The following is a 23,657-nucleotide window of genomic DNA, read 5'->3' as shown; positions in this document are numbered from 1 at the left end:
CGTTAGCGGTTGACCCAGACGCGTGCGAAGAAGCGGCGGGCAGGTTCCTCGACGAGCGCGTAGGAGGCGGCGGCCACCGGAATCGACAGTGCGACCGTGACAATGGTGACACTGAGCAGATGTCCGGTGAACAGCTTCACGCCAAGCAGCGGGAATGCAATGGAGAGCATCGCCACGTGCCAGAGGAAGATACCGTACGACCAGCGCCCTAGCGCCTGCATGATGGGGTGTTCAAGGAAGCGAGACTCCGGCGCTATCGTCCAGGGGCCGATGATGGCGGCACCGAAGACCAGACCGCACAGCAGGCGGCGGGTGAATTCCCAGTTGGTGAGCTCGACTAGCCCTTCGGGACCCAGGTAGGAAGCCAGAACCAGCGCACCAACGGCGATCGCCAGCCACAGCGAACGGCGGCGTGCCCAGCGCTGCATGGTCTCCACCTTCGCGCGGGCGGCATCGGTATCGACGCCCTGGAGCGATTCCAGCTCGGCGAGAATCATGCCAGCTGCGAACCAGGAAAAGTAGGCAATCGGCTGAATATGCGGGTTAACGCCTTCTGGGTACGGCAGTGGCAGGTAGGGCCAGCCGAAGCTCAAAATCGCAAGCAGGGAAATTGCCACTATGCGGCGCCCCTGCTGGCGATGCGGGTCCAACCGGCTAAGCCCAATGGCAAACAGCGGCAGCGAGATGTAGAACGCGACCTCCACCGACAACGACCACAGGTGCGTCAACCCACCGTGCAGCGAGCCGGAGAAATACACCTGTGTCAGCGTCAGATTTGTTAGCCAAATCTTGAGATCCGCGCCGCGCCCCACCGGCAGTGCGATGAGCACAATAAGCACTAGCACCCAGTACGCGGGCATAATGCGCGCGACGCGCTTCTTGTAGTACTTCGCCCAGCTCTTCTTCCGTCCGCCGTCGGCATCGGACAATGCTTTACGACGGGGAATTCCGCCGTAACCCGAGCGGTGAGAACGCCACAACAGGAATCCGGACAGCACGAAGAAAACGGCCACGAAGAAGTCGAAGCGGCCGAGGATGCGCTCCCACAGGGCTCCCACATCATGCCCGGTCTGGAATGCGACGTGCGTGCCGATGATGCCCATCGAAGCCACAGCTCGCAGGCCCTCCAGCGAAGGCAGGAAGCCTGGGCGGAATGTGGTGGCAGAGCTCGATGCAGTGCTGGATCCCGAGCTGGATACAGTGTTCGGCGTAGAGTTCGGCACAGAGCTCGACACTGTGTCTTGCCCAGCGTTTGGCGCTGCCGCATATGCCTTGGACGTCATAGTACTTTCTTACACGGATACCGGAATGAGTAAAATCACTTGTATTTTATTATGAAATAAGTCCTGTTCAGGCCGGTTTTTCCAAAACTCTTTTGTTTTCCCGACAAGTTATTTTTAAAAAACACACCACATAACTCCTAACTTCCTGCTAGGTTTTGCAGCAGAAAGTTACGTACAGTTAAAGGACTATCCGCTGATGAAGAGAACTCTCGGACATGCACTGATTATTATCGGTGCTGCATTGATTGTCATTGCCGTCCTTCTGCCAACCTTCCTGGTGCCTCGCCTCCGGGTCATCCCACTTGACACTGTGAGCGATACCATCACGGAGGTGCGCGACGGCACTCTGTTGGACTCCAGCCAGCTGGGCAAGAATGAGCCAACGCCAAACCGCAAGAATGACCCGCGCTGCAAGGCAGAGACGGACGAAGAGAAGCGCGATCTCCCGGTCCACTGCTTCATCAACGACAAGACTCCGATGCAGTCGAAGCGCCACGTTGAGATTGAGGAGCCGGCTGACGACAAGATTGCAACTCTCCAGGTCGGTACCACTCTGCTGCGCGATGACCGCGAAGAGCCGAAGAACCTCATCAATGCGACCCTCGACCGCATCACTGTTGACCGCAGCACTGCGTACCCGGTAGATGACCCGATCTCCAGCGTTGCTATTAACGCACCGCAGGGTGGTTCGGACACCAAGCCGCCGACGTTCACCCGTCCGGGCATCCAGTACCAGTTCCCGTTTGGTGCTGAGAAGAAGTCCTACCCGTACTACGACGTCCAGGCGATGCGTAACTTCGAGATTGACTTTGTCGGTGAGGAAACTCAGGATGGCGTCAAGGTCTACAAGTACTCCATGACCATTCCGCCGCAGAACCTCTACGAGTCCCTGACCGAGCACTTCACTCGCGACGGCCGCAAGCTCACCGAGGCTGACAAGTCCTCGCTGGCTTCCATGCGCCTGAGCTTCCCGGCTCACAAGTGGGGCCTGGAGGGTGACGACGACGTCGAGCTGGATCGTTACTACACCAACGTCCGTACTGTCCGCGTCGAGCCGACTTCTGGCGTGATCGTCAACGGTACTGAAGAGATGTTCATGTTCTACGCCAAGGACGACAAGGAAGCTGAAGAAATTGCTTCCAAGGCTGGCCGTGAAAAGGAAGCCAAGGAGCAGAACCGTACCGCGATGAAGTACACCGCTCAGTGGGACGAAGGCTCCAAGGGCCGCCAGATGGACCGCGCTAAGGAAGCACGTAAGTCGCTGACTATCGGCGGCACTGTCGCACCGTGGATCCTCGGTATCCTCGGCCTGGTTCTCATCGTGATTGGCTTCCGTGTTCGCAGCAAGTCCGCCTAAGACGCCAAACTACGGTGCCACAGGCTCTCGCTTACCCTAAGTTTCACTGAGGAAAGCGAAAAATAATTTAATATAGGGCACGTGACACAACGTTTCCGCACTACTCTGACCCAGTCGGCTCGCTCTCATTCGGAGCGAGTCGCCTGGGTTTTTGTGTTGTCGTGGATTCTCCTGCTGACCGCTGCCGTGTGCTGGCCGCTCTTTGTGCCCCACAAGGCCCCGGCCGATGGTCGCTTTGGGGCACCGATGTTTCTGCTGCGCGACATGGTCATCCCCAATCACCCACCGCTTACCGACGCGGCCCTGGGACTCGGCCCCGCTGCGGCACGAGCTGTTCCGCAGGACACCGCACTGTGGGCACTGGGCTACTTTGTGGATGCCAGCCATTGGGTGCGCTTCGGCATGGTGGGCGCCTGTTTGATTGGTGGTCTTGCAGCTGCTGAGCTCGCCCGCAGGTTCACTCGCCACGGCTCGGGCACCAGTAGCGCATCCGGTGCGGGCCTTGTACCCATGACTCCGAGCTTGGCCAGCCAGCTGATTGCACCGACGATGCTGCTCTGGAACCCGTTTGTGGTCGAGCGTTTGCTCCAGGGACAGTGGTCACTGGTCATCGCCGTATTGCTGCTTCCGGCAGTTGTTCTGGCAACGCAGATGGGTAGTGCCTTGTGGCGCACCAGCGCAATTGCCGCTGCGGGTCTCACGCCGACCGGTGCCCTTTTGGCTGGTATCACCGGCATTGTTACCGCTCGCAATAACCGCGACCGCGCTTGGATTGTGGCCACAACAGTAGCGGTCAGTTCACCGTGGCTAGTGGCATCTTTGCTGAACCCGAGTGCAGCTGGGTCCTCCGATGCGGCTGGCGCTGCCGCATTTGCGGCCAGAGCAGAGGCACACGTCGGCACGCTCGGCAGCCTGTTGGGATTGGGTGGCATCTGGAATAAGCAGGCTGTGCCACTGACGCGCGAGGTTGGTTTTTCGGCGATTATGGTGCTGGCACTCCTGGTGCTTATGGGTCTGGGATTCCGTCGTGCCTGGCATTCGCAAGAGCGCTGGCGGGGGCTGATTATCACTGGCGCCACGGCCATCATGCTCGTCGCTCTCGCCGCAACAACGCCGGGCATTTTGATGATGGGTTGGGCGCTGGAGCACATCCCGGGCGCGGGCCTGCTTCGTGATACGCAAAAGTGGATCGCGCTCGCCGTCCCCGCCTATGTCATCCTCGCCGCAAGCGGTGCGGAATACCTGGCACGCCGCGCTCGCGGGACCACCGCCAACATCGGCCAGTGGTTGGCTACTGGCGTCAGCGCGCTCATCATCATCGCCGCTGTCCCCACGCTGCCCGCCGATGTCGCTCCACTCCGCCCCATTCCGTCATGGGAAGGATGGTCGGCGGTTTCCGGTGTGGTCGCGCTTGACGACGATCGCGTTGCGGTTCTACCTGCCGGTTCTTACCGCATTATTAATGGGCGTCCTGTCCTCGACCCGGCTACGAAGATTTTGCCCGCTCCGGTGGTGAGCTCTGGCGAACTGATTGTCTCTGGGCAGTCGGTGTCTGGCGAGGGAGCCACAACCGTTGAGCGCACGCTGCTCGGTGGTGCGAAGAGACACGAGGAGCTTGAGTCTGCGCTCCAGAGTCTTCGAGACCAAGGCGTTGGCTGGGTCCTAGTGGAGAATTCGCCCGGCAACTTCGGCGACTCCGCTGACATTGTGGCAGCGTTAGACCCCGTCTATGAAACACCTGACCTGCAGCTATACCATGTCCCCGGCGTTATCGAGCCGGCCACACAACCAAGCCAGGGGGCCTATGCAGCTGCGTGGACAGCCTTTGGAATCTGGACTCTTTGCCTAATCGCTGGGCTGCTGGCGGGGCTACTGACTGGAGTAATGGAAGCGCTACTGCCCCGCCGCAGGTAGCAACTTATCCAGTGTTGGGTTTTCCAAGACATTCAGAACTGCCTCACCGGTCTTGTCCCAACCAAATTCCGCGGCACGGGCGACGCAGGCCTTGGACATTGCGCGATGCAGTTCGCCGTTATCGAGAATCTGTCGTGTCTTGGCAATCAGGTCAGCTTCATCGCTGGCCAGCAGGCCAGTTTCGCCGTCGTTGACCGAATCGCGCAAGCCCGCCGAGGAGCGGTAACCGACCGTCGGCACGCCGTGCTGCGCTGATTCGATGACGGCGAGCCCCCAGCCCTCCTTGCGCGAAGGCATCAGGTGCAGACACGCCTTGGAGAGGATGCGGTGTTTATCCGCCTCGGTGACCTGCCCGTGGAAGACGGCGTGGTCCGAAACGCCCTTGTCGCGGGCATATTCCACGAGGTTGTCGTGCCACCATCCCGAGCCAATAACATCGAGAATCGCACCTGGACGATCTTGTACAAGATCTGCAAGCACATCGATGGCGTGCTCAATCTGCTTATGCGGAACCAATCGCGACAGCGTCACCAAATGCGGTGCTGGACCGTCGCACTCGGATAGGTCCGCCATGATTTCGGTCGACTGCAACTCCTCCGGAATCGGGTCCACACCATTGCGGATTACCGCGATGCGCCCCGGCGACACTCCGAGTTCTACCAGTTCAGCGGCACTTGGCTCGGAAACTGTGATGTAGCGGCAGCGGCGGTGAATCATCGGCGACAGACGCGACTCGATGAACCACCCAAGCTTGCTAATAATCGGCCCTGCCACTGGCCACTGTTCGCGGTGGCAGTGATGTGTTAGCAGCACCGTCGGTGCGCCGGAGAAAATCCGCGCGAAGAAGGGGACACCGTTTTGGGTATCGACCACGACATCCGGCTTGCCGCCGAGCACCTTGGCAATTGGGCCCACGCCAAATCGCGCACCCAGCATCGCGGTCCAGGAGCGCACGTAGACGGAGAAGTTTCCACCAGCGCGGGAGAAAGTCACGCCATCACGACGCGAAAGGGCTGGTGCGCCTGGGTAGTTGGCCGTGCGGAACACCACAGTATGGCCTTGGTCGGCAAGGTAACCTGCGACGCGCTCCAAATAGCGCTCACTACCTCCACCTTCGGGATGGCCAGTGTCGCGCCAACACAACAGTAAGATTTTCATAACAATATGAGCCTAACGCTCGGCGCGGCTTTCGTTGCCGCTTTAGCTCAAATCCATACTCCCAAACCCAACCAGTCCATTAGATTGTTTGACGTGACCAGCTTTCGCTTTCCCGCTTTTATCGTCCCGCCCGCTCTGAAAGAGCTGCGCAGCTTTGCTACGCTGTCGCGCTCATTCGGGCTGCTCAACGACTTCAAATACGAGCAAACCGATCCCGATATCTTCTACGGGCACCTGGCTGAGGACACCATCGGCCTGTTGGAAGGCATCGCAGCTGGGGCGGATGGTGCGGCGGGGTCGACGGACACAGGGGGCACGTCGTCAAGCGTTACGACGAATACCGCACTGAGTGGCAAGCGCATCCTTGATGTCGGCGGCGGCCCTGGGTACTTTGGCCGAGCATTTGCCCAGCGTGGCGTGGAATATTACACCTGCGAACCCGATGTGGGCGAGATGGCGGCGGCGGGTATCAAGCTGGAGTCGTCGGTACGCGGATCGGGGCTGGAACTGCCGTTTCGCGATGATGCTTTTGACCTGACATACTCATCGAACGTTGCCGAGCATGTGCCCGAGCCATGGACGATGGGCGAGGAAATGCTGCGTGTGACCAAGCCGGGCGGGCTGGTCGTCTACTCCTACACCATTTGGTACGGCCCATTCGGTGGTCACGAGATGGGGATGACACATTACCTGGGCGGCGAACGCGCGCGGCGCATGTATGAGAAGAAGCACGGCAAGCGACCGAAGAACTACTTTGGCGAGTCCCTGTTCAAGGTCGGTTGCGGTGAAGGGTTGAAGTGGGCGCGCGCTGCGGCGGAGGCTGGCGACTGTGAACTGCTAGCCGCGTTTCCGCGTTACCACCCGTGGTGGGCCTGGTGGATGGTGCACGTGCCGGGGCTGCGCGAGTTCGCGGTGTCGAACCTGGTGCTGGTGCTGCGGAAGCGGTAGGGGGTCAGTTTCTCCCGGAGCGTGCTCCCCTGACTTCGTATCGTCTGCCACTAGACTGGAAACTCAAGCATTTTTACTGATTGAGCGGGGATTTTCACTATGAGTGACGCAGACCGGGCACAGCTGCACAGGACTATTTGGAACATCGCCAACGACTTGCGTGGCAGCGTGGATGGTTGGGATTTTAAGTCTTATGTGCTCGGCATGATGTTCTACCGCTTTATCTCGGAGAAGCTCACCGAGTACATCGATGACGGCGAACGTGCCGCTGGAAATGAGGACGCGGACTACGCTTCCCTTTCTGACGAGGATGCCGAGTGGGGCCGGGCCAGCATTGTCGAGGAAAAGGGCTACTTCATTGTGCCCTCTGAGTTGTTTACCAACGTCTGCAAGCAGGCGGCTGACGAGCACTACCGCGAGAACCTCAATGAACGACTGCAGCAGGTATTCAAAAATATCGAAGCATCTGCAAAAGGCACCGCTAGCGAAAGCGATCTTCAAGGGCTTTTCGACGACATCAACCTAGACAGCAACAAGCTTGGCAACTCGGTCATCGAACGCAATAACAAGATTTACGATCTGATGAGGCACATCGGCAATATGCCTCTCACCGTTAAAGCCGATGACAACTCCATCGACCTATTCGGCGATGCCTACGAGTACTTGATGGGCATGTATGCCTCTCAGGCAGGCAAGTCCGGTGGCGAGTACTACACGCCGCAGGAGGTCTCTGAGCTGCTGACCCGGATCACTGTGGTGGGCAAGGATAGCGTGAACAGGGTGTACGACCCGGCTGTTGGCTCCGGTTCGCTGCTGTTGAAGTTCAAGAAAGTGCTTGGCGAAGGCGGCGTCCGCGAGGGCTACTACGGCCAGGAAATCAACCTGACCACGTATAACCTTGCGCGCATCAACATGTTTTTGCACGATGTGAACTTCGACAATTTCGACATTGCGCTGGGCAATACACTCACTGAACCTGCGCACTGGGATAACCAGCCGTTTGAGGCAATCGTGTCCAACCCGCCCTACTCCATCAAGTGGGAGGGCGATAACAATCCTCTGCTGATTAACGATCCGCGCTACGCACCGGCAGGCGTCCTTGCGCCGAAGTCAAAGGCTGACTTGGCTTTCACGATGCATATTCTCTCGTGGCTTGCGACGAATGGCACAGCCGCAATTGTTGAGTTCCCCGGTGTGCTTTACCGTGGCGGCGCGGAGAAGAAGATTCGCAAGTACCTGGTGGATAACAACTATGTCGATACGGTTATTCAGCTGCCGCCGGATCTTTTCTTCGGCACCACCATCGCGACCTGCATCATCGTGTTGAAGAAGTCGAAGAAGGACAATTCGGTTCTCTTCATTGATGCCTCCGCAGAGTTTGAGCGCAGTGGCAACAAGAACCGACTGAATGACAAGAACCAGAAGAAGATTCTGGATGCCTTCACTGCCCGAGAGGATGTGGAGTATTTCACCAAGCTGGTGCCCGCTGAGGAGATTGCGGATAACGACTACAACATCGCAGTTTCCTCCTATGTCGAGCCCGAGGACACCCGCGAGGTCATTGACATCGTAGAGCTGAATAAGCAGATTGTTGGCATCGTGGAGCGCCAGCGCCAGCTGCGCGAGGCAATCGATGAGATTGTGGCAGATCTTGAGGGAACCCGCACCGATGTCTGACACGAACGGCGACATGAGCATGGCGTCTGCGGGCGAGCTGGTGATGTTCCGCACGGACGACGGCGCTACTCGCATTGAGGTACGGCTTGTCGACGAAACCGTCTGGCTCACCCAGGCCCAAATGGTGGAGCTGTTTCAGTCGTCGAAGGCGAACGTCTCCGAGCACATTAGGAATGTGTTTGCGGAAGGCGAGCTTCCCAGGTCAGAGGCAACTGTTCGGAAATTCCGAACAGTTCAACTCGAAGGCTCAAGGGAAGTTTCGCGCGAACGGGAACACTACAACCTCGACGTGATTATCTCCGTGGGCTACCGAGTGAGGTCCCTGCGCGGTACTCAGTTCCGACAGTGGGCGCTAGGTGTCTTGCGCGAATACCTGATCAAGGGCTTCGCCATGGATGATGAGCGGCTGAAAGAAGGCGGCGGCGGAACGTATTGGCGTGAATTGCTGGAGCGTATCCGCGATATTCGCTCTAGTGAGAAGGTCATTCATCGCCAGGTTCTAGATTTGTACGCCACCAGCGTGGATTACGATCCACGGGCCGCTGTGAGTAAGCAGTTCTTTGCCACGGTCCAAAATAAGCTTCATTTTGGTGCTCACGGCCACACGGCAGCCGAGGTGGTTTTCGAGCGTTCGGATGCCACAAAGCCAAACATGGGGTTGACCAATTGGAAGGGCGAACGCATCACCAAGGCCGAGGTGGAGATCGCCAAGAATTACCTTGCCGAGGACGAGCTAAAACGCCTAAATACCTTAGTTTCTGCCTACTTCGATGCGGCAGAGTTCCGTGCCCAGATGCACCAGCCGACGTATATGGCGGACTGGATGGATCACCTCACCACAATGATTGCGGCCATGGGCGGTAAATCCTTGGAGGGAGCAGGAACGGTTTCCCACCGCCAAGCGGTACAGAAGGCCCATGAGGAATACGAGAAGTACAAAACTGTGATGGATGCCCAACCGAGTGGTGTGGAACGGGACTATCTCAAGGAAATCACTGCAGTTCAGAAGCAGATCCAGCAACCACCGAAGGAGCAGAAGTGAACCAGATCGAAAAACTCATCGAGGAACTCTGCCCGGATGGTGTGGAGTACAAACCGCTGGGCGAGGTTGGCACTTTCAGTCGTGGTGGCGGACTCCAGAAGAAAGACTTCACCGAAAGCGGTGTCGGCTGTATTCACTACGGCCAGATTTATACCCACTACGGAATCTGGGCTACGGAAACTAAGTCATTTGTCAGCGATGACTTCGCTGCGAAGAAGCGGAAGATGCTGCCTGGTGACGTTTTTATCGCTACCACTTCTGAAAACGATGAAGATTTGGGCAAAGCCACGGCTTGGCTGGGCACTGAGGAGATTGTTACAAGCGGAGACGGTTATATCTTCCGACACAGTATGAATCCAAAGTTTGTTTCATACTTCTTTAATAGTTCACTTTTCCATCGATCAATCGAACGCTGGATTACCGGAACAAAAGTTCGTCGTATTTCTTCAGCAGCAATGTCAAAAGTGATGACACCATGCCCTCCGATTGAGATACAACAAGAAATTGTAAAAATTCTCGATACCTTCCAATCGCTGGAAGCGGAGCTGGAAGCGGAGCTGGAAGCGGAGCTGGAAGCAAGGAAAAAGCAGTATGAATTTTATCGTGACCAACTGCTGACATTTACCGAGAGCGAGAGAGTCCGGTGGGTGACCTTGAACGAAGTAGCCCAACGTGTTTCCTCTGGTGGTACACCTCGGTCCGGGACAAAAGAGTTTTACAACGGCTCAATCCCGTGGTTACGTACCCAAGACATCGACTACAGGGACGTCTATAAAACCTCAGTATCAATTACTGAGGCAGGCCTCAATTCATCTTCTGCGAAATGGGTCCCAGAAAACTCCGTAATTGTGGCGATGTACGGTGCTACAGCAGCGAAAGTCGCAGTTAACAAGATTCCACTGACCACCAATCAAGCATGCTGCAACATAACTGTGGATAGTAATATCGCACACTATCGATACGTCTATCACTGGATTGCTAAACAATACTTTATTTTGAAAAACCTAGGTGAAGGTTCTCAAAATAATCTCAACGCGAGAAAGATTAAGAACTTCCCAATCCCCATCCCTCCCCTCGAAGAACAGCAGCGCATCGTAAATATTCTCGACAAGTTTGATGCACTCGTGAACGACCTCGCCTCCGGTCTGCCTGCCGAGATTGAAGCTCGCCGGAAGCAATACGAGTACTACCGGGATCAACTACTCACGTTTAAGGAGCTTTCGGCATAAACCAGGGAGGCATCGGCGAGTCCCAGCGGGACGCCGGACTTCCCTCGCTCCATCAGGTCAGCGATACTTCCGCATTCATCACCCACCTCCGGATTGTCAGATTAGGCAGTGTCTAATCTGACAATGATTTCGGTTTCTACAGGGACCTTGACGGATTAGTGAGCCGATACCTGCGCGATCGGCCGTTGCCAATGGCAGTGACAATGCCGGCTTCTACCATGACGTCGATACAGGCCTTCACTGTGCCGCGGGAGCTTCCAGACAGAACCATGAGGTCACTTGTAGCGATATCCCCAACCTCACACAGCCACAACATCGCTGCTTTCTGGAGTTCATCCTGATCGGTGGTGAGGTACCGCGCAGGCAAGAATGGCGTCGGTTCAGCTTTGCGCAAGATTGCTCGGCATGTTTCGCCAAGCACCCACACTCCAGCATGGGGGACAATCAGCGGTTCACCCAGTACCGTCGTTTGTCGGGCTGCATCCAGGGCATTGTGAGCCGATTCAGGCCCGGCTTGCAGCCCACGCGCTACTTCCGCAACCGTGACAAATGGGCGCTGAAAAAGTAGATACAACACGATTGCAATGCGGTAATCTTCCTGCCGTGCTTGCGGGATTATCCTTGACATCAGCTCAAGAACGGGCAGCACGGGACTGCCACCCACCAAAGTCGTTTCCACAAACGGGCCCGCTACTTCTTCAATGGTGGGCGGCCGATGCCCCAGGGCAATCATCGATTGGTACATGCGATCCACCCCAACACCCTGCTTGTCTACGAGCCCAATTGCGCGATACACATCAGCCAGAGCGGGGTAACGAGCAGAACGGTTACTTAACACATTGTTTTCGGTGATTGCTCCTGGAAAACCACCGGGGCTTCGCACAATCAAGGTGCTGTCGAGCTCAATCCATCGCACATCAATGGCTTCGCTACGATTCCAATCGCGGTGAATCATGGCATTTAGCATCGCCTCACGCACTGCACCGCGTGGAATCTCTGGCACTGGCTTATGTACGAACCCCTCCACCACAGTGTTGTTTTTATTCACCACATTCAGAGCCTGCTCTATGTACGCAAGCTGCTCAAGACACGACTTCTCAGGTTCCGGCACCACTCTGTTAAGCACCTGACCACCGTGAACATCAAAAATGCTGAGCTCAATAACCGTACGCCCTGCCGAAGTAAATAGCTGCTTTCCTGCCATTGATAGGAATCCATTGGCATCAAGAGCACCAATGCCGTGCAGCACTTCTTGGTCGGTAAGCTCGGCAAACACTGGGTCCCATTTCCTGGCCAACGCCAGGGCACCGGGACGGACATCGGAAAGTGTTGCGGCACTAACCTGCGCCATTGAATCAAAGCCGTCCTGCGCACGCCGATACTCCCACCATTCCGACCGGTCCACCGGCTTGCACGAATCACCAACACGCCAACGCAGCCTGTTCCCAGTATCTTCAACGGGTTCAGAGGCTGCCGCAACATAAATGACAAGCACTCGCTGGCCCTGCACACGCTTTTCGACAACATCGGGCGCAATATCAATCCGGCTATAGATAGCCTGCCGCAACCAATCTATGTCCAGTTCGGTACCGATAATCCGCCCTGTTTTATCCTCGATTCCAACAATCAAGGCACCGCCACCAGGAGTATTGGCCATGCAGGCCACTTCGTCGGCAAGTTTGTCGGCAGCTGTCGGATTCTCCGACTTACCAGGTTCAATCTGGGAACCTCTACGTCGGCCAGCTTCCTCTTTGAAATCAATCGACTGGGTCTCTTTGGTTTTACGCACACAATCGTCGATTGCCGACTCCAAAATAGCGTCAACTTGAGCTATCAGCTGCTCCCGGCGAACTTCCATTCCCGGCAAAGTCGGAGCCACAGCGAACCACCACCTGGGGATTGTTAGATTAGAGCCCCCTTATTCTAACAGTGGTTGTGGTTTTTGTGGGAACCTTGGTGGATTAGCTGCACCACCCCGTGCTACCCCGGACTCTCTAAGATAGAGACTCATAAAAGTAACGCTTCAAATTAACACTATGGAAAAGGTGCTGGCAGCATGAACCAGGACGGCGTCGGCAAGCGACGAGTAACCAAGTACGACCCGATCGCTGTCGGTGAGCAGAGCACCGTCGTCGCGGAGTACCAGGCCGAGGAGCGCACCTCGGAGGACTACCAAACCGAGGCGCAACTGGAGCAGGAGCTCATCGACATCCTCCAGTCGCAGGCCTACGACTACCTGCCCATCCACAGCGAAGCAGACCTCGTTGCCAACCTTCGCCGCCAACTAGAAACCCTCAACCACGTCACCTTCAGCGACGCGGAATGGGAACGGTTCTATCACACCTGCATCACCAGTTCCAACGACGGAATCAAGGAAAAGACCCGTCGCATCCACGAAGACCACATTCAGGTTCTTACGCGTGACGACGGCACAAGCAAAAACATCCGACTGCTGGATAAAGCAAATATCCATAACAACCGGCTGCAGGTCATTAACCAGTACGAGGTGGAAAAGGGCGAAAGCGGTGCGAAACACTCCAATCGTTACGACGTCACCATCCTGGTCAATGGCCTTCCCATGGTGCATATCGAACTCAAGCGTCGTGGCGTAGAGCTGCGTGAAGCCTTTAACCAGATCAGGCGCTACCAGCGTGACTCTTTCTGGTCTGGCGACGGTTTGTTCGATTATGTGCAGCTGTTTGTCATCAGTAACGGCACGCTGACCAAGTACTACTCCAACACCACCCGTGAACTGCACATCAAGGAAACGGGAGGAAAAGGCCGCCCAGCACGCGGTGCTAAGAGCTTTGAATTCACATCGTGGTGGGCTGACGCAAACAACCAACCCATCCGGGATCTTGTTGGCTTCACTAAGACATTCCTGTCCAAGCACTCGCTTCTCAATATTCTGACCAAGTACTGCGTCTTCACCGCTGCGGAAGAACTACTGGTGATGCGCCCATACCAAATCGTCGCTGCTGAGAAAATTCTGCAACGAATTGAGATTTCCAATAACTATCGTGAACGCCTTGGCACGACGGAGGCCGGCGGCTACATCTGGCACACGACCGGTTCGGGGAAAACCCTCACCTCATTCAAGGCAGCACAGCTGGCTAGCAAACTCTCGCATGTAGATAAGGTCCTCTTTGTCGTCGACCGCAAGGACCTCGACTACCAAACCATGCGTGAGTACGACCGCTTCCAAAAGGGTGCTGCCAACTCCAACACCTCGACCGCCGTGCTGAAGAAGCAGCTGGAAGACGACGATGCGGCCATCATCATCACCACAATTCAGAAGCTGTCGAACTTCATCGCAGGCAACAAACACCACGATGTCTACGGCAAGCACGTGGTCATCATCTTCGACGAATGCCACCGCTCCCAATTTGGCGACATGCACACTGCCATTACTAAGGCATTCAAGAAGTACAACCTCTTCGGATTCACCGGGACACCCATCTTCGCTGACAACTCCACTAGCGGCACCAAGGCCAACCTCAAAACCACCGAGCAGGCTTTCGGCAAACGACTTCACGCCTACACCATCGTCGACGCCATCACCGATAAAAATGTTCTGCCCTTCCGGATCGACTACGTCAACACCATCTCGGTTGGAAACGTTAAAGACAAGGAAGTCACAGGCATCGACACCGAAGGCGCACTCCTGGCCGAGCCACGCCTGAAAAACGTCGTCGACTACACGCTCGAACACTTCGCGCAGAAAACGAAGCGGGAAACCTTCTACGAACACCGCGTTGTCGAGAACGTATCCGCCTCAGCAAAGGCCCGACACCGCGGTCGCATTAAGGAGATAAAGAAAGAACAACGAGTTCGTGGCTTCAACGCTATCTTCGCCACCGCTTCTGTTGAGGCTGCCTACACCTATTACAACCTCTTCAAAGAAGCGCAAGCATCACTGCCTGAAGCAGAGCGGCTGAAGATCGCCATGATTTACTCATTCGCGCCAAATGAGGCCGAAAAGGATGAGTCACCGACGATTCCGTCGTCAAGCGAAAAGAAAAGCGCTGCGGCAGCTACTGCCGTGGCCGACGAGACAGGCTTGCTCCTTGAAGAAGGCATGGAGCCCGAGCAGCTACCCAAGGTTGCGCGCGATTACCTGGAAGCGGCGATTGCCGACTACAACGGATACTTCAAAACCAACTACGACACCTCAGCCGAGAAGTTCCAGAACTACTACAAAGACCTCTCCCTGCGCATGAAGAACAGGGAAGTCGATATGACCATCGTGGTCAACATGTTCCTCACCGGATTCGATGCCACCACCTTGAACACCCTGTTCGTGGACAAGAACCTGAAGTACCACGGATTGATTCAGGCATTCTCGCGTACCAACCGAATCCTCAACTCAGTCAAGACGTACGGCAACATTGTCTGCTTCCGAGACCTCGAAGATGCCACAAATGAGGCGCTGCGGCTCTTCGGCGACACCGATGCGCAAAGCGTGGTACTGCTCAAGCCCTACGCTGAGTACTTTGCCGAATACGCCGAGCTAGTGAATCAGCTGCTCCAGGAATACCCGCTGGATACGGCAATTGTTGGCGAGAAGGCGAAGAAGGAGTTCATCAAGCTTTTCGGAGCGATACTGCGTGTCCAAAACATCCTGACCTCCTTCGACCAATTCGCTGATGACGCGCTGTTGACGCCTCGCCAGGAGCAGGATTACCGCAGTATCTACCTCGACCTTTTTGCGGAATTCCGTACTGAAAGCGACGGGGAACGGGAGTCCATCAACGAAGATGTGGTCTTCGAGATGGAGCTGATTAAGCAGGTCGAGATCAATGTCGACTACATTCTCATGCTCGTCGAGCAATACCGTGAAACCCACGGCAGCGACGAGAGAGAAGAAATTCGTGCCCAGATTTCTCGCGCTGCAAACTCCAGCCCATCGCTGCGGAACAAGCGCGACCTGATCGAAGAATTCGTCAACACCGTGAGCCTGACACAGCCCGTTGACGAGCAGTGGGAGGAATTCATCAGGACCAAACGCACGGCAGAACTTAATGCGATCATCACTGAAGAAAAGCTGCGGATGCCCACTGCGCAATCTTTCATTGAAGAGGCGCTGACCACCGGCATTGTCAGCACGCTTGGCACCGGAATTGTTCGTGTTCTTCCGCCAATGTCGCGGTTTACCCCAGGTAATGAGCGCGAGAAGGTCAAGACGCGGGTGCTGCAGCGCATCCAGGCCTTTGTCGAGCGCTATTGGAACTTGGGGTTCGCCGGCGATGGTGAAGAGGCGGCTGAATGATTGCGGGCGGGCGTTTGCGGAAATTCGACTTTTGCCGGTCTGCCTCCGCGACTCTGCGCCCCAAACTACTTATGTAATTACCCCCGGTTTCTCCCATAACCGCAGGTAAATGACTGCAACGGATCATCTTTCTCCCCAGTACCCCTCAAATCACCCCCGGCAATCCGGCATTCGTTATAGAGTGACGCACGACACTTTACGACGAATCTGTGAGGTAAAAACACATGACTTCCGCCACCACTCAGCCGGGCGGCGAAGCCTTCATCTACGAGGCAATTCGCACCCCGCGCGGCAAGGGCAAGAAGGACGGCTCCCTCCACGAGGTACGCCCGGTATCACTTCTCGTCGGCCTCATCGACGAAATCCGCAATCGTTTCCCTGACCTGGACGAAGAGCGCATCAGCGACCTCATCGTTGGCTGCGTCAGCCCGGTCGGCGACCAGGGTGCGGACATTGCCCGCACCGCAGCACTCACCGCAGGCCTGCCGTACCGCACCGGCGGTGTCCAGATCAACCGCTTCTGCGCTTCCGGCCTCTCCGCCATCAACTTGGCTGCTCAGAAGGTCCGCTCCGGCATGGACGAGCTCGTCCTCGCCGGTGGCGTCGAGTCCATGTCCCGCGTGCCAATGATGTCCGACGGCGGCGCAATGGCAATGGATGCACAGGTCTCGTTCGCAACTGACTTCGTCCCGCAGGGTATCTCCGCTGACCTGATTGCATCACTTGACGGCTTTGACCGCGAGTCCCTCGACGAAATGGCAGCACTCTCCCACGCCCGTGCCGCAAAGGCTTGGTCTGAGGGCCGCTTCGACCGCTCCGTCGTCCCAGTCAAGGACGCTAACGGACTGACCATCCTCGACCGCGATGAGACCATCCGCGAAGGCGTCTCCGCAGAGTCCCTCTCCGGCCTGCGCGCAGCCTTCACTATGATGGGTGAACAGGGCGGCTTCGACGCAGTTGCACTGAAGAAGTACCCGCAGCTCGAGCGCATCAACCATGTCCACCACGCAGGTAACTCCTCCGGCATCGTCGACGGCGCTGCACTGACCCTGGTTGGTTCTGAGAAGGCCGGCGCAGACATGGGTCTGACCCCACGCGCACGCGTTGTCGCCACCGCCGTCAATGGTGTCGAGCCGACCATCATGCTGACCGGCATCGAGCCGGCGGTCCGCGAGGCTCTGGCCAAGGCAAACCTGATCGTCGACGATATCGACGTGTGGGAAATCAACGAGGCGTTTGCCGCCGTCGTCAAGCATGCTCAGCAGAACCTGGGCATCGACTACGACAAGCTCAATATCAACGGTGGCGCAATGGCCATGGGTCACCCGCTGGGTGCAACCGGCGCCATGATCACCGGCGCTGCAATCGACGAGCTGCACCGCACCGGTGGCCGCTACGCACTCATCTCGCTCTGCGTGGCTGGCGGTATGGGTGTTGCAACCATCATCGAGCGCGTCTAAAGCAAACCGGAACGAAACTCACAGCGACAATTACCGCGGCCACACCGCGATAACCACAAAGGACTGACTGATTTATGAGCACAGATAACATGTTCCGGTGGGATCAGGACGACGCCGGAATCGTCACCCTCACCATGGATGACCCGAATGCGCCGGTCAACACCATGAACAAGACTTTCCAGGACGACATCCGCGCCACCGTGGAGCGCCTGGAAAACGAAATTGGCGACGGCTCTGAGACCTCCATCAAGGGCATCATCATCACCTCTGCGAAGAAGACGTTCTTCGCAGGCGGTGACATCAAGCAGATGTCCAAGGCCACTGAGGACGATGCAGCTGACATGTTCAACATGGTCGAGGACATGAAGGCCTCCCTGCGTCGCCTGGAGAAGCTCCCGGTGCCGATTGTTGCCGCCATCAACGGCGCAGCACTGGGCGGCGGCCTCGAGGTCGCGCTGGCTGCTAACTACCGCGTTGCGGCTGATGCCCGCGGTTCCAAGATTGGCCTGCCAGAGGTCACCCTCGGCCTGCTGCCGGGTGGCGGCGGTGTCTCCCGCGTCGTTCGCATGCTGGGTATTCAGGACGCGCTGATGAAGGTCATTCTGACCGGCGCTCAGATGAACCCGGGCAAGGCCCTCGCAGCTGGTCTCGTTGACGAGGTTGTTGCTCCGGAGCAGCTCATTGACACTGCTCGAGCATGGCTGACCAGCGAAGATGCCAAGGCCACACAGCCGTGGGACGAGAAGGGCTTCAAGATCCCGGGCGGCGACCCGAAGACTCCTAAGTTCGCAATGAACCTGCCGTCCTTCCCGGCAAACCTGACCAAGCAGCTCAAGGGCTCCCCGATGAAGGCTCCGCGCCTTGCGATGCAGGCTGCCGTCGAGGGCTCTCAGGTCGACATCGACACTGCACTGCGTATCGAGTCCCGCTACTTCACCGAGCTGGTCACCGGCACTCAGTCGAAGAACATGATGCAGGCGTTCTTCTTCGACCTCAATCACGCTCAGGGCGGCGGCTCCCGTCCGCTGCAGGTTGACGGCACCCCGTACCCGAAGCGCGAGTTCAAGAAGGTTGCCGTCGTTGGTGCCGGCATGATGGGCGCAGGTATTGCATACGTGTGTGCAAAGGCTGGCATGGAAGTTGTCCTGAAGGACATTTCCCTGGAGAACGCCGAGCGCGGCAAGGCCTACTCCGAGGGGCTGGAGGCGAAGGCTCTCAAGCGCGGTCGCACCACTGAGGAGAAGTCCGCAGCACTGCTGAACCGCATCAAGCCGACCGAGTCCTACGACGACCTGTCCGACGTCGATCTGGTCATCGAGGCCGTCTTCGAGAACACCGACCTCAAGCACAAGGTTCACGCCGAAATCGAGGCCGCGGTTCCGGAGACCTGCATCCTGGGTTCCAACACCTCCACCCTGCCAATCACCGAGCTGGCTTCCCACGTCAAGCGTGAGAAGGACTTCATCGGTCTGCACTTCTTCTCCCCGGTGGACAAGATGCAGCTGATTGAGATCATCTCCGGCGACAACACCGACCCGGCAATCCTCGCCGCTTCGCTGGACTTCGCTGTTGCAATTCGCAAGATTCCGATTGTCGTTACCGACTCCCGCGGTTTCTACACCTCCCGCGTCATCGGCACCGTCATCAACGAGGCTCTGCGCATGGTTGCCGAGGGCTATGACCCGGCCATCATCGAGGCCGCTGGCCGCCAGGCTGGTTACCCGGCACCGCAGCTCCAGCTTGCCGACGAGCTGAACCTCAAGCTCATGGAGAAGATCGCTGGCGAGACCCGCGCTGCCGCCGAGGCCGCAGGTCAGACCTTGGACGAGGGCGGCGTGCCGGCTCTGGTCGAGGCCATGCTGCACAAGTTCGAACGCCCGGGCAAGCTCGAGGGCAAGGGCTTCTACGAGTACGTCGACGGCAAGCGCTCCGGTCTCTGGCCGGGCCTGTTCAACGAGCTGCGCGAGGAGCTGAACATCACCCCAATCGCTCCGGAAGACACCGACCTGCAGGAGCTGGTCGACCGCATGCTCTTCATCGAGGCCATCGAGACTCAGAAGTGCGTCGACGAGGGCGTTCTGCTTCACGACGCCGACGGCAACATCGGCTCCATCTTCGGTATCGGCTACCCGGCCTGGACCGGTGGTACTCGCCAGTTCATCAAGAACTACGACGGCGCCACTGTCGTCGACCCGGCTGCAGCTCACCCAGAGCGCCGCGGTGTCGCAGGCTTCGTCGAGCGCGCCGAAGAGCTGGCCGCTAAGCACGGCGAGCGCTTCAACGCTCCGGAGTCCCTGAAGAAGTAGGGCTACCCCGAGCGCACCCCGGTTGCTGGAATTGTTCCAGCAACCGGGGTTTTCCGCCTTCGAGGCCACGTCAACGTACGTAGCACCGCTGAACGCACCAGCGCGCCAACCCCAATTCGGCCTACCCGTTAAACTGCGCACATGGCTAGAAACGTCGCTGATCTGCCCACCGCACTGCCTGAACTCGCTATCGACCAGCAGGGGTTTGACGCCCCATCGCCGCAGCTGGTCATGCTTAACGACGAGCTCGCGACCCAACTCGGCCTCTCCCCACAGTGGCTCCGGTCAGACGCTGGCCTGAAGTTCCTCACTGGCCGCGGCGCCGATCACGGAGTCGGCCAGGAAACCGATACCCCACCCGGCGCATACACAGCCCCGGTGGCCACGGCCTATGCCGGCCACCAGTTCGGCAACTTCGCAGGCCTACTCGGCGATGGTCGCGCGCTCTTGCTCGCCACAGTTGAGGCTGAACCGGGGCTGACCGGGCTTCCCTGGCAGGCCAACCAGCCCGACTGCCCCAAAGAGACAACCCACAGCGACAACACCCAGGCCTACGAGATCCAGGCGAAAGGCACCGGCCCCACGCCCTTCTCCCGTGGCGGTGACGGCAAGGCCACACTGACCTCCGCCCTGCGGGAGTACCTCATCAGCGAGGCCATGTATGCGCTCGGCATCCCCACCACCCGCGCGCTGGCGGTCATAAAAACCGGCGAAGAGATTTACCGCGGCTCGCAAACCCCATTCGACAACACCGACCCCACCACCGAACTTCAACCGGGCGGTATCGTCGTGCGCGTAGCATCCAGCCACCTGCGAGTTGGCACATTCGAGCTCGTCTCACGCTCCGGAGCGGACACCGGAATCATGGATCGGCTCATCGAGTTCGCCGCGCAGCGGCATGGCTACGAAGGTTCGGCGGAGTCGGTTCTCCGGGACGTCGTCAAGCGGCAAGCCAATCTCGTTGCGGCGTGGTTGGCCTGCGGTTTTGTTCACGGCGTGATGAACACCGACAATGCCAGCATCGCGGGCGAGACCATCGACTTCGGGCCGTGTGCGTTTCTGGATGCGCACGACCCCCGGGCGGTGTTTAGCAGCATTGATCGAGGCGGTCGATACGCGTTCGGCGCGCAGCCGACGATTGCCGGGTGGAATATGTCGAAGCTTGCGGAGACTTTGCTACCGCATTTCGCAGGCACCCCGGAGGAAGCCCTCGCACGCGCCCGCGACATCCTGGGCGAATTCGCCGACGAATTCACCGATGCGCTCAGCCGCAGGTGGCTGCCCAAGTTGGGGATTCTCCCCTCGCTTTACGACGACCCGCTGGCCATCCCCCTGGTGCAGCAGTGGCAGGCGTTGCTGGCGAAGTTTGGGCTCGACCATACGAATGCTCATCGGGCGCTGATTGAGGTTCTGGCCGATGGTGATGGGGATACAGTTGCTGCGTTGGCTGCGCTGACCAGGCTGACCGCTGATCCTGCGTTCCCCGCCGCCGCGGCTGAGTGGGGGCAGTTGTGGAAGCGGACGCGGAAGGAGCTGGGAATCGACCGGACGACGGCCCTGGCACTTATGGAGGAAACGAATCCGCTGTATATTCCGCGAAACCACCTGGTCACGGAAGCGTTAGCGGCGGCAGGGGCGGGGGATCTGACCGACTACCGGCACCTGCTGGAGGCGGTAACCAACCCCTTTGAGTCGCAAGACGTCCCAGCGGGGTTCACGGAGCCGGCACCGCGGGAGTTGGGTGCTTTCCACTCGTACTGTGGGACTTAATGCGCTGCCTCTCCGCCTCCTCCAAAGTCCACTTCCTCTTCCAATGCCACTTCCTCTTCCAAAGCCCACTTCACGACACAGGTGTCACCTCGTGCCAGCTGTGGAGGTGGCATGAGGTGACACCTGTGTCGTGAAGTCGCGGATGGGGTCCGGACAGGAGCCCAGCGGTGGGACAGTCAGAAATTCAGCAGCCTCAACCCCTGCGGGGGTGCCAGGATGTTACAACGTTGCACCACTGCACAGGATTAACTCCCCAATCGAGGGTGAAAGACACCGTCAAATAAGGGATGATTCGCCTGATTAATACTCATATGTTTTTTGGACTTGTAAGGTTAGAGACTGTATTGAACGGTCGTATCCAAACCTTAGAGTCCGTCACAACCAAAGGTTTCACCACCGCCATTGCTAAGCAGCTGGGAGGTGGGTAGCTGAGTCGTTTGGAGTGAGCCGATCACCAAATTCATATCGCCTAGCTGGCAGAATCTAGAAAGGCTCGCGATGCATAGACCCGTTGCCTCCGGCCCCTTCCACACCCGGCAGAAACTCCGGCGGAAGCTCCGACAGCGAGAGAAGTTCCGTGCCACAAAACTGCACGCAACGACGCTCAGCGAAAAAGGAAAGTTCACGCTGCATGTCCGCCAAATTCTGGCGGCTTTGCTGGTAATCGCCTTGCCAGGAAGCGCGCTCGCTGCCTGCAGCACTGACCAGCAACAGGTCGGCGCGGGGTTCATTGTGGTCCAGAACTCGGAACCGCAGTCGCCGCTGTACACCACTGACACCAATGAAACCGGTGGTGGCGATATCCTCCGCATGCTCTACTCGGGTCTGGTGCGCTACGACACCGACGGCTCGATGATCCTGGATCATGCGGCAGAAATTAAGCCCAACGAGGACTCGACCCATTTCGACATCACGCTGAAACCGGGCTGGACCTTCCACAACGGCGAACCAGTCACCGCGCAGAGCTACATCGATGCCTGGAATTACGCTGCCTACGGACCGAACCTGCAGAAGCAGCAGTCCTTCTTCGCCAACGTGCAGGGTTTTGATGCTGTTTCGGGAGAAAAGGCCACGGAGAAAACACTCTCCGGCCTGAAAAAGGTCGATGACCTGAGGTTCACCGTGGATCTGACCAACCCAGATTCTTCCTTCCCGCTCAGCCTCGGCTATGTCGCGTTTATGCCGCTGCCGAAGGCCGCGTTCGAAGACAAGAAGGCTTTCGGTGAACACCCAATCGGCAATGGACCGTACAAGATGGCCGAAGGCCGCGCTTGGCTGCACAACAACCAGCTAACTGTGGTTCGCAATGATGACTTCGCCGGTGAGCACAAGGCCCGTAACAACGGCCTGGTATACCGCTTCTACTCGGACGTGGACACCGCATATGCAGACCTCCAGGCCGGCCGCCTGGACACGCTGCCACGCACAATTCCACCAACGGCTCTCGCCAGCTTCCAAACCGACTTCCCCGACTCCAGCGCAAACGTCCCGACCTCCTCTTCGCAGTACTTCGCAATTCCGCGAAATCTGCCAGGTTTTTCGGGTGAAGAGGGCAAGCTTCGTCGTCAAGCGATTTCCATGGCGATTGACCGGAAACTAATCACTGAGAAGATTTTCTTCGACACCCGCACCCCGGCGCGCGAGTTCAGCTCGTTGACGCTCGGCGACCTTGACCCGAACGTACCTGGCCAAGAGGTGCTGGAATACAACCCGAAGAAGGCCCGCCAACTGTGGGCCGAAGCCAACAAAATTGCGCCGTTTACCGGCTCGTTCGACATTGCCTACAACGCCGACGGAGGACACCAGCAGTGGGTCGAAGCGGTGACCAACATGATTGGCGAGACCCTCGGCATCGATTCCCACGGCAAGGCCTACCCGACCTTCAAGCAGCTGCGCGATGAAATCTCCAACGAGACCATCACCAGCGGCTACCGCACTGGCTGGTCAGCGGACTACCCGTCAGTGGCCAACTACATGATCCCGCAGTTCGTCACCGGTGGTTCCTCGAATGACAACCACTACTCCAATCCGGAGTTCGACAAGCTGATTCAAGAGGCGGCCTCGGCAAAGAGCCCAGAAGACGCTAAGCCGATTTATGTCAAGGCTCAGTCGGTGTTGATGGAAGATTTGCCTGCAATCCCGCTGTGGTACCCGAATGCTTCGGTGGCGTGGAATCCGAAGCTGCGTAACCCCGTGGTGATGTGGGACGGCATCTTGGACTACCCAATGATTGAGAAGGACTAG

Annotated in this window: 14 protein-coding genes; 11 read left to right on the top strand and 3 right to left on the bottom strand. The window is 57.8% G+C overall.

Annotation, left to right across the window (positions count from 1 at the left end):
* Nucleotides 1-2: 2 nt before the first annotated feature.
* Nucleotides 3-1,283 carry an acyltransferase family protein gene (locus QP981_RS00155; protein WP_049171762.1) on the bottom strand — a complete coding sequence of 427 codons (1,281 nt, stop codon included), beginning with the start codon at nt 1,281-1,283 and terminating at the stop codon, nt 3-5.
* A 196-nt stretch (nt 1,284-1,479) separates the two neighbouring features.
* Here QP981_RS00155 and pgfA point away from each other — a divergent pair, with 196 nt between their 5' ends.
* Nucleotides 1,480-2,640, top strand: a complete 1,161-nt coding sequence (gene pgfA, locus QP981_RS00150; protein WP_048734381.1) for a cell envelope lipid trafficking protein PgfA — start codon at nt 1,480-1,482, stop codon at nt 2,638-2,640.
* Between the two features lie 81 nt (nt 2,641-2,721).
* Nucleotides 2,722-4,554, top strand: a complete 1,833-nt coding sequence (locus QP981_RS00145; protein ID WP_284857231.1) for an MmpA family trehalose lipid delivery protein — start codon at nt 2,722-2,724, stop codon at nt 4,552-4,554.
* On the opposite strand, the gene QP981_RS00140 is transcribed toward QP981_RS00145, so the two are convergent.
* A complete protein-coding gene (locus QP981_RS00140; RefSeq protein ID WP_284857232.1) occupies nt 4,534-5,712 on the bottom strand; it encodes a glycosyltransferase family 4 protein in 1,179 nt (392 codons plus the stop codon). The two genes, QP981_RS00145 and QP981_RS00140, sit on opposite strands and share 21 nt — an antisense overlap.
* Before the next feature lie 93 nt (nt 5,713-5,805).
* Here QP981_RS00140 and QP981_RS00135 point away from each other — a divergent pair, with 93 nt between their 5' ends.
* From QP981_RS00135 to QP981_RS00120, 4 genes are all read left to right on the top strand, one after another.
* The gene (locus QP981_RS00135) at nt 5,806-6,660 is read left to right on the top strand and encodes a class I SAM-dependent methyltransferase (RefSeq protein WP_284857233.1); all 855 of its coding nucleotides are present in this window, start codon (nt 5,806-5,808) and stop codon (nt 6,658-6,660) included.
* A gap of 99 nt (nt 6,661-6,759) precedes the next feature.
* Entirely contained in the window at nt 6,760-8,337 is a 1,578-nt protein-coding gene (locus QP981_RS00130) for a type I restriction-modification system subunit M (RefSeq protein ID WP_284857235.1), read from the top strand.
* Nucleotides 8,330-9,379, top strand: coding sequence for a virulence RhuM family protein (locus QP981_RS00125; protein ID WP_284857236.1), 1,050 nt, complete (start codon nt 8,330-8,332; stop codon nt 9,377-9,379). The genes QP981_RS00130 and QP981_RS00125 overlap by 8 nt, the downstream gene beginning before the upstream one ends.
* Nucleotides 9,376-10,608: a restriction endonuclease subunit S gene (locus QP981_RS00120; RefSeq protein ID WP_284857237.1), complete on the top strand. Its 1,233-nt coding sequence runs from the start codon at nt 9,376-9,378 to the stop codon at nt 10,606-10,608. The genes QP981_RS00125 and QP981_RS00120 overlap by 4 nt, the downstream gene beginning before the upstream one ends.
* Before the next feature lie 136 nt (nt 10,609-10,744).
* On the opposite strand, the gene QP981_RS00115 is transcribed toward QP981_RS00120, so the two are convergent.
* The gene (locus tag QP981_RS00115) at nt 10,745-12,466 is read right to left on the bottom strand and encodes a DUF5635 domain-containing protein (RefSeq protein ID WP_042388976.1); all 1,722 of its coding nucleotides are present in this window, start codon (nt 12,464-12,466) and stop codon (nt 10,745-10,747) included.
* A 198-nt stretch (nt 12,467-12,664) separates the two neighbouring features.
* On the opposite strand from QP981_RS00115, the gene QP981_RS00110 reads away from it, so the two are divergent.
* The 5 genes from QP981_RS00110 (at nt 12,665) to QP981_RS00090 (ending at nt 23,657) form a co-directional block, all read left to right on the top strand.
* A complete protein-coding gene (locus tag QP981_RS00110) occupies nt 12,665-15,877 on the top strand; it encodes a type I restriction endonuclease subunit R (RefSeq protein WP_284857238.1) in 3,213 nt (1,070 codons plus the stop codon).
* Between the two features lie 224 nt (nt 15,878-16,101).
* Nucleotides 16,102-17,337 carry an acetyl-CoA C-acetyltransferase gene (locus QP981_RS00105; protein ID WP_284857240.1) on the top strand — a complete coding sequence of 412 codons (1,236 nt, stop codon included), beginning with the start codon at nt 16,102-16,104 and terminating at the stop codon, nt 17,335-17,337.
* Between the two features lie 74 nt (nt 17,338-17,411).
* A complete protein-coding gene (locus tag QP981_RS00100) occupies nt 17,412-19,643 on the top strand; it encodes a 3-hydroxyacyl-CoA dehydrogenase NAD-binding domain-containing protein (RefSeq protein WP_284857241.1) in 2,232 nt (743 codons plus the stop codon).
* Nucleotides 19,644-19,784: 141 nt separating this feature from the next.
* Nucleotides 19,785-21,413 (top strand): protein adenylyltransferase SelO family protein, encoded by a 1,629-nt coding sequence (locus QP981_RS00095; protein ID WP_284857243.1) that lies wholly within the window; start codon nt 19,785-19,787, stop codon nt 21,411-21,413.
* 498 nt (nt 21,414-21,911) lie between these two features.
* Nucleotides 21,912-23,657 carry a peptide ABC transporter substrate-binding protein gene (locus tag QP981_RS00090; RefSeq protein ID WP_284857244.1) on the top strand — a complete coding sequence of 582 codons (1,746 nt, stop codon included), beginning with the start codon at nt 21,912-21,914 and terminating at the stop codon, nt 23,655-23,657.

Origin of the sequence: Corynebacterium sp. MSK047 (assembly GCF_030232285.1) — a bacterium.
Classification (GTDB): domain Bacteria; phylum Actinomycetota; class Actinomycetes; order Mycobacteriales; family Mycobacteriaceae; genus Corynebacterium; species Corynebacterium jeikeium_D.
Note: the sequence above shows the minus strand (reverse complement) of the source record. Positions and strands in the feature narration are given on the sequence as shown.